Here is an 8,704-nt window from a genome sequence, read left to right as displayed (position 1 = left end):
CAGCGCCGGGCGGTTCCCGTTCTCGCGCTTCGGCGGCACCTGTCCCTTGTGGAACATCCACGCTGCCTTCGAGACGCCGGAGCGGGTGCAGACCCAGGTCATCCGCATGCCCGAGGGCGCCAGCTATTTCTCGATCGCGCGCACGGTGACGCGGGCCGGCGGCACCCATGGCGCGCCCGCGCAGCGGCTGGCGATCGGGCTGGGCTGCGACGTGGCCTATGCACCGCGGCTGGTCTATGCCGACGGCATCGACCTGGACCGCATCCGGCCGGTGGACATCGGGCTGAACTGCTATCTCTGCGAGCGGCCGGATTGCTCGGCCCGCGCCCATGCCCCGATCAACCGCCGCCTGCGCGTGAACGAGCGCGAGCGCAGCCTGGCGATCTTCAGCTTCGAGGAGGATTGATCCCAATCAGGATCTGGTGGCCTCAGCCCTGATTGCCGTCAGGACGAAGAAGGGAATCGGTGTCTCGGGTTCGTCGTAAAGCCCGCCATAGGGGTGGTGGACGAAGCGGTCATGCCATACGGTGATGCCCCCGAAGCCCGCCCCGCAAAGCCAGTCACGCGCTTCGACTTCGCTGACACCGCAGGCGTTGGGAAGATGGGCGGCAAGATCCGCCATCGTCGGGTCGGGGTTACGCCGCCAGACCCCGTCCGAGACCAGAACCTTGCCGCCGGGGCGCAGCAGACGGGCCGCCAGGTGCAGGGCCTCGGCCGGGTCTTCCAGCGTCCAGAGCACATTGCGCAGGGTGACCACGTCGGCCGCGCCATTGGCAAGCCCGCACTGGTCCATGTCGGCATGGATGAAGTCCACATGAACACCGTCACGCGCGGCGGCACGGCGTGCTTCCGCCAACATGGCGGACGAGCCATCGACGCCCGTGACATGATGCCCCATGCCCGCCAGCAACACCGCGCAGGCGCCGGTCCCGCAGCCCAGATCCACGACGCGTTGCGCGCCCTGCCCGACCGCCGCCGCCAGCACGTCCCGCCACGCATCCCGGTCGCGGTTATGCGAGGCGGCCCCCTCGAAGCGATGCGCCCGCCCGTCCCAATGCACGGTCATCGCGGCGGCGGTTTTCGGCGCCACGCTCATTCCCCGGCCCCGGCGCGCTCGACGATTTGCGCGAAGCGGTCCTTCGCGCCCTGCGGCATGTTCTCGGGCAGCTCTACCCCTTCCAGTGGCGCATCGCCGACCCGGATCAGCATGACCATGCCCATGTCGAAATGCGGCGAGCATTTGATGCCGTAGAAGCCTTCATGGGCCAGGGTGATCTCGATCTCCTCGTTGATGCGGCCGAGGAAGGTCTCGGCGCCTTCGGGCAAGAAGCCGTCGATGCTGGCGGCGTTGTGGCCGCGCTGCGTGGCCAGGAACTTGACGCTGTCGCCGGGGGCGACGCTCAGGAATTCAGGCTCATAGACCATGCCACCCAGATGGTTGCCGTTCAGCATCTTGACCAGATGGGTCTCGGCCAGCGCGGGTGAGGCCAGAGCGGCCAACAAAGCGATGGGGAACAGGCGCATTCAGTCCTCCGATAAAGCAAAGCGGATCAGCCGGTGACCATCGGCCGGATCGGTGAGGTAATTGGCCCGCACAGCAAACACGCGGGCGATAAGATCGGGTGTCAGGATTTCGGCGGGCGGACCGCAGGCCACAAGCCGCCCGGCCTGCATGACGCCGACGCGGTCGCATTCCAGCGCCTGGTTGAGGTCGTGCAGCGCGACCAGCGCCGTCACCTCCAGCTTGCGCACCAGCCGCAGGATCGACAGCTGCTGGTGGATGTCGAGGTGGTTTGTCGGCTCGTCCAGCAGCAGGATGCGCGGCTCCTGCGCCAGCGCGCGGGCCAGATGGACGCGCTGGCGCTCGCCCCCCGAAAGCCCCTGCCAGTAGCGTCCAGCCTTGTCCGACATGCCGACGCGGGCCAGGGCATGGGCCACGATCCGGTCATCCCCGGGGCCGAAGGGGCGCAGCATGGAGAGCCAGGGCGTGCGGCCCAGCTCGACCGCATCGCGCACGGTCACGCGCTCGGCCGTATCGGCCTGTTGCGCGACGAAGGCCACCATCCGCGCGGCCCGGCGCCGCGACAGACGGGTCTGGTCGATCCCGTCCAGCCGGACCCTGCCCGTCGAGGGCGTCAGCACCCCCGCGACCAGCCGCAGCACCGTCGATTTGCCCGAGCCGTTGGGACCGACAAGGCCGAAGGTCTCGCCCCTGCGCACATGCAGGGCGATGTCCCGGACGATGGCGGTCTGGCCCGCGCGCCAGCTTGCCTCCTCCAGCCGGATCATGCGCGCTGCCTCCGTCCCCGGATCAGGATGACGGCGAAGCCCGGCGCCCCGACCAGCGCGGTGATCACCCCGATGGGCAGCACCTGCCCCGGCACGATCACGCGCGAGACGACATCGGCCATGACCAGGAACACCGCGCCGATCAGCGCCGAGGCCGGCAACAGCCGGTCGTGCCTGACGCCCACCAGGAAGCGCGCGGCATGGGGGATCACCAAGCCGACGAAGCCGATGGCGCCGGTGATGCTGACCATGGTGGCGGTGATCATCGTCACCACCCCGATCAGCACCGCCTGCGTGCGGCGCACCGCGACGCCCATGGTGACGGCCGATTCCGCCCCGAAGGTGAAGGCGTCCAATGCCCGCGCATGCGCCATGCAGACCAGCACCCCCAAGGCAGAGACCGGCACCGCCAGCCGCACGTCGGGCCAGCGCACCCCGCTCATGTTGCCCATCATCCAGAATGTGACGCCACGCACCTGCTCGGCATTGGCCGATTGCGCGATCACGAAAGAGGTCAGCGCATTGAAAAGCTGCGTCCCCGCGATGCCCGACAGGATGATCAGCCCCGCTTGCGGCAGGCCGATGCCGCTGCCCGCAGCGCGCGCCAACCCGATGACCAGCGTGAAGGCCAGGATGCCGCCCGCGAAGGCGCCGACCGACAGCGACAGCGCGCCTGCTCCGATGCCCAGCACCATGACCAGCACCGCCCCGGTCGAGGCCCCGGCCGAAATCCCCAGGATATAGGGATCGGCCAGCGCATTGCGCAAAAGCGCCTGCAAGACCACGCCCGAGACCGCCAGCCCCGCCCCGCATGCCGCCGCGACGATGGCCCGCGTCAGCCTATAGTTCCAGACGATGCCTTCCTGGATGGGGCGCAGGGGATAGTCGGTGCCGAAGAGCTGGTTCGACAACGTCTTCCAGATGACCTCGGGCGCAATGACGGTCTCGCCCACGGAAACCCCGAAGGCCAGCGCCGCGATCAGCGCCGCCAGCCCAAGGATCAGCCGCGACAGGCCCAGGGAGCGTCGCCGGACAGGGACTGTCGCGGAAGCGGTCATTCCTGCGCGCCGCCGGCCTCGATGCCCGCGACCACCGTCTCGATCCCCGAGGGGATGCGGATCCCGGCATGGATCTGGTGGGCATCGACGATGATGATGCGCCCGTCCCGGACCGCAGCCATCCTGCTGGTAACCGGGTCGGTCTTCAGATAGTCCAGTTTGACCTCGTAATCGTCGGCGGCGAAGCGGCGGCGGTCCATCCGGGCGATGATGATATAGTCGGGATCGGCGCTGGCGATGGTCTCCCAGCCGACCGAAGGCCATTCCTCGTCGGATTCCACCACGTTGCGCAATCCGATGGTCTTGAGCACATAGCCCGCGATGCCGTTCTGTCCGGCCACGAACGGGTCCAGCGCCAGGTCGGGGCTGGAGAACCACACCACCGCCGTCTTGCCCTCGGCGCCCAGTTCCCCGGCCTTGGCGACGGCGGCGTCGACCCGGCCGCGCAGTTCCGCCTCGAGCACGGCGCCGCGCTCCTCGACGTCGAAGATCTGCGCCAGTTCGCGCACGGCCCGATACATCGACTCGATCGAGAATTCGCTGGTGCGCGCGCCGTCGCCGCCGACCAGGTTGTCCTTGCCCACGCAATCGGCGGGCATGGCATAGACCTGCGCCCCCAGTTCATTGAACTGTTCGCGCGTGCCGACCGCGCCCTGCGGACCGACATGGAACTCGAACTGGGTGGTCACCAGCTGCGGCTCCTTCGCCATCACGGATTCGAAACCCGGATGGTTGTCGGCCAGACGCTCGATCCTGGCGTTGACCTCTGCGAACTCGGGCAGCACGTCGTTGAACCAGACCGATGTGCCCTGCACCTGCTCGCCCAGCCCCAGCGCATAAAGCATCTCGGTGGTGGACTGGCCGATGGTCACCACGCGTTCGGGCGCGCTGTCGAACACGAGGGTCTGGCCGCAATTCTCGATGGAAAGCGGATAATCGGTCGCCTGCGCCATGCCCGCCGCAAGGCCGCAGATCGCAACGGCGCCGAAAAGGCTTCTGAGGGTCATTCTCTGTCTCCGATGAGGAAAAAACACTCACCGGACAGCGGCCCTGGAAAAGGGCGCGCATCATCCGCGGTCAGGCCGCAAGGCCGGGCTCTGGTCATGCCGATCCTTTCCCGGACATCCCCGTCCGGTCTGGTGAATTCGCGCCGGCAGGTCTCCTGACTGGCGGGTCGTTGCGCGGATCCTGCCTTCCCGGACATCGTGCCCAGTGGCCTGCCAGATCGCGCTCGCCGCCTACAGTTGCGGGGGCAGTTCCGTTTCGCGCCCATCGGGCGCGCTGGATTCCCTTTTCATTCCTTGCGGAAACCGATGCAGCGACTTGGTAGCCCTTGCGAGCCTGCGAGGCAACGACATTCGGCCTTGGTCCCTGCTCCGGCGAAGCCAGCGGCAATATCGCGAGGAAAACTCAGACGTCTGGCACGCGTGCCGCATCGCGCGCTATAGAGACAAGGGCGAAAGGATTTCCGGTAAGCAGAATCGCGCAATCATCCGCAAGCGTTCGCCCGGCCTGCGGTCGGGTGCTGGCACTGCTCATGGTGCTGCCGAGCGCAATCATCACCCCAGATCAACCAGAGATTGCGGGCGGACAGATTGCCATTGCACGACAAATTTTGTCGGGCTATCGGGTGGGCAGCCCACATCGAGACCCGCGGGCATCCCTCATTCGAATGATGGCGTGCCGTGTTTGAGACCCGCCCCGTTGCGATCACTCACCCTGCCTTTTCGCCTCGGGCAATTGTCCGCAGCGCGGCCGCGGTCCTTTCGTAGGGGGCGGGGCTGATGGCAAGGATCACCGACCATTGGCTGACCGACCTGTTCCGGCGCCACCACCGCGATCTGCTGCGCTATGCGACGCGGCTGGTCGGCGACAGGGACCAGGGCGAAGAGGTCGTGCAGAATACCTACCTGCGGCTTGCGCGCCGCGGGGCGGCGGCCGCGGCCATCCGCTATCCCAAGACCTATGCCTTCACGGCTGCGCGCACCGCAGCGATCGACCTGACCGCGCGGCGGCATGCGGAATGGCTGCACCGGGTCGATTTCGATGCCGTCGCCGAGCTTCAGGGCGGTGAGGATGCGGCGCAGGCGCTCTATCGGCGGCAGCGCATCCTGCGCATGGCGGTGCTGCTCAACGAATTGCCCGTCGCCTGCCAGACCGCCTTCCTGATGAACAAGGTCGAGGGCCGCAGCCACCGGGAGATCGCCGCGCGCCTGGGGGTATCCGTCAGCATGGTGGAAAAGCACGTCATGCGTGCCCTGATGCATTGCCGCGACCTGATGCGCGAGGAGGAATGACCGTGCGCTTGCCCGCCCCCGCCGGTGGCGCACCCTTTCCCGCCCCCCTGCGGCCGGGGGCCTAGTCCGTGGAGCGCAGGCAGCCTGCCCATCCGCCCAGGGATCTGTCCGACCAGGCGCTTGGCTGGATCGTGCGGCTCAATTCCGGCGAGGCTACGCGTGCGGATCGCGAGGCCTATCGGTCATGGAAGGCGCTCAGCAGGGACCACGCCCTGGCCGCGGCCGAGGCCGAGACGCTGTGGGACTATGCCTCGGAGATCGGCCGCGATCCCGAAACCGGGCTGATCCAGCCCGGCAAGGGGCGCCGCCGCCGCGCTTCGCGGCGCGACGCGCTCGCCGTCCTTGCCGGGCTTGGGCTTGCGGGCGCGGGCGGGGTCTGGCTGCACCGGCGGCAATCGCCGCTGCCGGACCATGCGACCGGGCTGGCGCAGACGCGCACGGTCGTGCTGCCGGACGGGTCGCGGGTGACGCTGAACGCGATGTCGGCCATCGGCGTGGATTATTCGCCGCAGGCGCGGCAGGTGGTCCTGATCGAGGGCCAGGTCTATTTCGAGGTCGCGGCCGATCCCTCGCGCCCCTTCGAGGTGCGCGCAGGCGAGATCGGCGTGCTGGCGCTTGGCACGGCCTTCGACGTGGACCGCACCCTGCCCGGCCATGCCCTGGCGGTCAGCGTGGCCCGGCATTCGGTCAGCGTCCGCCGCCTGGACGATGCGGAGCCCCGGCAGAGCCCGACCATCGTCCGCGAGGGCGAAAGGCTGGTGATTCCGTCCGCCGGTCCCGTAGGGGCGCCGGTCCCACAGGACGGCTCGGCCGTGGCCGCCTGGCGCGACGGCATCCATGTCGCCGAGAACCGCCGGCTGGAGGAGGTCATCGCGGCCTTCCGGCCCTATCATCGCGGCTGGATCGTGATCCGCGGCGAGAGGCTGAAGGCACTGCGGGTCAATGCCGTGCTGGACCTTCGCACGCCCGAGACCTCGCTGGCCGCGCTGGAGGGCGGATTGCCGATCCGGGTCTGCGTGGTTTCAAGATACCTTACCGTGATAACAGAGCCCTAGCCGGCCACCGCAGATTTTACGCCCCCGCCGTTGAGGATTTTTCCCGCAACCCGGTCTAATCTTGCGAGGGACCGCCACTGACCGAAGCAGCTTCCATCCCTCCTCACCTCGACAGGAGACAGGAACATGCCGGACAGACCGGGCCGCACCCGCATTCTCAAAGCCGTCCTGCTGGCTTCCACGACCTTCGTGGCCAGCGGATATGCCGCCATCGCCCAGGCCCCGCAGGCCGTGCAGCAAGAACGCATGGTCGCCTTCGACCTGCCGGCGCAGCCGCTTGCGGCCTCGCTGACCGGCTTTGCCCGCAGCACCTGCATCAAGCTGGCCTATCCGGCGGCGCTGACCCGCGGCCGGTCGGCGCCGCCGCAGCGGGGCAGCTATTCGCCGGCAGAGGCGCTGGACCGCCTGCTGGCCGGATCGGGGCTGAGCTGGCGGTTCACCGGCGCGAATGCCGTGGCGATCACCGCCCCGGCCGCCGCGGCCGGGACCGGCGCGGCCGGCGGCGGCATCCTGCTGGACCAGATCACGCTGACCGGGGAAAGCGCCTGGGGGCCGGTCAGCGGCTATGTCGCGCGGCAGACCGGGACCGCGACCAAGACCGACACGCCGATCGTCGAGACCCCGCAGACGATCAACGTGATCTCGGCCGACCAGATCAAGGCCCAGGGCGCGGCCAGCGTGGACGAGGCGCTGCGCTATACGCCCGGCGTCTCGACCGATTTCTACGGCGGGGCGACCTATAACGACTATGTCCGGCTGCGCGGCTTCGTGGCGCCGATCTTTGCCGAGGGGATGCGCATGCCTTCGGGGCTGCGCGACTATGCGCAGCTGCGCCACGAGCCCTATGGGCTCGAGCGGGTCGAGGTGCTGAAGGGCCCGTCCTCGGTGCTTTACGGGCAAGCGGCGCCAGGCGGCATGGTCAACGCGCTGCGCAAGCGCCCGACCGCAGAAAGGCTTCGCGAGTTGCAGCTGCAAGCCGGCAGCTTCGGGCGCAACCAGGGCGCATTCGACCTGGGCGGGCCGCTCGATGCCGGCAAGACCCTGACCTACCGGCTGACCGGGTTGCTGCGCGACAGCGGCACGCAGGTCGAGGCGTTGCGCGACGACCGCGCCTTCCTGGCGCCCAGCCTGACATGGCGGCCGGATGCCGATACCGCGCTGACCCTCTATGGCCATTACCAGCATGATGTCGGCGGCAACAGCCCGCTGCCGGCACTCGGCACGGTCTATCCGACGCAATTCGGCCATCTGCCCGTGGATGCGTTCCTGGGCTACCCGGATTTCAATCGCTACAAGCGCGACCAGTTCTCGCTGGGATACGAGTTCGAGCACCGTTTCGACGACAGGTTCCAGTTGCACCACAAGCTGCAATATTCGAACATCGAGATGGACTACCGCTATTCGGTGCTGTCGGGCCTGCAGACCGATCCGGCGACGGGGCGCATCAGCCTGAACAGGTCGATCCAGCACCCCCATGACACCGCCACCGCGCTGACCATGGACAACAACCTGCAGGCGGATTTCGACACCGGCCCCCTGCGGCACAGCCTGCTGGTGGGGCTGGACTATACCCGGCTGGATTTCGATTCCCACTGGGGTGGCGACTATACCGCCGGCCGGGTCGATGTCTTTGCCCCCCATCACGACAACCGGCCGGCCGATCCGGTGCTTTATCCCGACTAGGGTCAGGATGCATTGATTTTCAGTGTGCTACGTGATTCACGGCTCGGAAAACGGAGCGGTGACATGAGCGACCTGTACTGGCTGACCGACGAGCAGATGGCCAAGCTTGCCCCTTTCTTCCCGAAGTCGCACGGCAAGCCACGCGTCGATGACAAGCGTGTTCTAAGCGGGATTATCTTCATCAATCGCAATGGTTTGCGCTGGCGAGATGCCCCCAGGGAGTATGGGCCGCACAAGACGCTCTACAGCCGGTGGAAGCGTTGGAGCGAGAAAGGCATTTTCGCCAGGATGATGATCGGGCTGGCCGCCGACCACGGCGAGG

Annotated in this window: 10 protein-coding genes and 1 riboswitch; of the genes, 5 read left to right on the top strand and 5 right to left on the bottom strand. The window is 67.9% G+C overall.

All coding sequences use genetic code 11. From position 1 onward, the window contains the following. On the top strand, positions 1-406 hold a 406-nt coding region (locus tag BLT64_RS25305), incomplete at its 5' end, for a DUF2083 domain-containing protein (RefSeq protein WP_139171660.1). A gap of 6 nt (positions 407-412) precedes the next feature. Here BLT64_RS25305 and BLT64_RS25300 read toward each other — a convergent pair. Genes BLT64_RS25300 through BLT64_RS25280 form a run of 5 tightly spaced genes read right to left on the bottom strand, consistent with a single transcriptional unit; the run spans position 413 to position 4,354 of the window. Beyond that, entirely contained in the window at positions 413-1,090 is a 678-nt protein-coding gene (locus tag BLT64_RS25300) for a class I SAM-dependent methyltransferase (RefSeq protein ID WP_157137443.1), read from the bottom strand. A gap of 2 nt (positions 1,091-1,092) precedes the next feature. Further along, positions 1,093-1,524 (bottom strand): pseudoazurin, encoded by a 432-nt coding sequence (locus tag BLT64_RS25295; protein ID WP_011749255.1) that lies wholly within the window; start codon positions 1,522-1,524, stop codon positions 1,093-1,095. After that, complete coding sequence (locus BLT64_RS25290; RefSeq protein WP_011749254.1) at positions 1,525-2,289, bottom strand: ABC transporter ATP-binding protein; 765 nt, start codon at positions 2,287-2,289, stop codon at positions 1,525-1,527. After that, complete coding sequence (locus BLT64_RS25285; protein ID WP_011749253.1) at positions 2,286-3,347, bottom strand: FecCD family ABC transporter permease; 1,062 nt, start codon at positions 3,345-3,347, stop codon at positions 2,286-2,288. The genes BLT64_RS25290 and BLT64_RS25285 overlap by 4 nt, the downstream gene beginning before the upstream one ends. Next, positions 3,344-4,354 (bottom strand): ABC transporter substrate-binding protein, encoded by a 1,011-nt coding sequence (locus tag BLT64_RS25280; RefSeq protein ID WP_011749252.1) that lies wholly within the window; start codon positions 4,352-4,354, stop codon positions 3,344-3,346. Before BLT64_RS25280 ends, BLT64_RS25285 begins: the two co-directional genes overlap by 4 nt. A gap of 128 nt (positions 4,355-4,482) precedes the next feature. Next, positions 4,483-4,677, bottom strand: a riboswitch (cobalamin riboswitch). Between the two features lie 454 nt (positions 4,678-5,131). Between BLT64_RS25280 and BLT64_RS25275 the strand changes: the two genes are divergently transcribed. The 4 genes from BLT64_RS25275 to BLT64_RS25260 form a co-directional block, all read left to right on the top strand. After that, positions 5,132-5,644, top strand: coding sequence for an RNA polymerase sigma factor (locus tag BLT64_RS25275; RefSeq protein WP_011749251.1), 513 nt, complete (start codon positions 5,132-5,134; stop codon positions 5,642-5,644). A 68-nt stretch (positions 5,645-5,712) separates the two neighbouring features. Then, positions 5,713-6,699: a FecR family protein gene (locus BLT64_RS25270; protein WP_011749250.1), complete on the top strand. Its 987-nt coding sequence runs from the start codon at positions 5,713-5,715 to the stop codon at positions 6,697-6,699. 126 nt (positions 6,700-6,825) lie between these two features. Further along, complete coding sequence (locus BLT64_RS27700; protein WP_011749249.1) at positions 6,826-8,382, top strand: TonB-dependent siderophore receptor; 1,557 nt, start codon at positions 6,826-6,828, stop codon at positions 8,380-8,382. A 63-nt stretch (positions 8,383-8,445) separates the two neighbouring features. Then, the coding region (locus tag BLT64_RS25260) for an IS5/IS1182 family transposase (RefSeq protein ID WP_074810770.1) at positions 8,446-8,704 on the top strand (259 nt) is incomplete at its 3' end.

The organism is Paracoccus denitrificans (assembly GCF_900100045.1).
Classification (GTDB): domain Bacteria; phylum Pseudomonadota; class Alphaproteobacteria; order Rhodobacterales; family Rhodobacteraceae; genus Paracoccus; species Paracoccus denitrificans.
This window is presented reverse-complemented; position numbering and strand designations above follow the sequence as displayed.

What these genes read in the sequence shown, in the direction of transcription:
- BLT64_RS25290 (WP_011749254.1), bottom strand. Translation starts at nt 2,289, where the DNA reads ATGATCCGGCTGGAGGAGGCAAGCTGGCGCGCGGGCCAGACCGCCATC.
- BLT64_RS27700 (WP_011749249.1), top strand. Translation starts at nt 6,826, where the DNA reads ATGCCGGACAGACCGGGCCGCACCCGCATTCTCAAAGCCGTCCTGCTG.
- BLT64_RS25285 (WP_011749253.1), bottom strand. Translation starts at nt 3,347, where the DNA reads ATGACCGCTTCCGCGACAGTCCCTGTCCGGCGACGCTCCCTGGGCCTG.
- BLT64_RS25280 (WP_011749252.1), bottom strand. Translation starts at nt 4,354, where the DNA reads ATGACCCTCAGAAGCCTTTTCGGCGCCGTTGCGATCTGCGGCCTTGCG.
- BLT64_RS25295 (WP_011749255.1), bottom strand. Translation starts at nt 1,524, where the DNA reads ATGCGCCTGTTCCCCATCGCTTTGTTGGCCGCTCTGGCCTCACCCGCG.
- BLT64_RS25275 (WP_011749251.1), top strand. Translation starts at nt 5,132, where the DNA reads ATGGCAAGGATCACCGACCATTGGCTGACCGACCTGTTCCGGCGCCAC.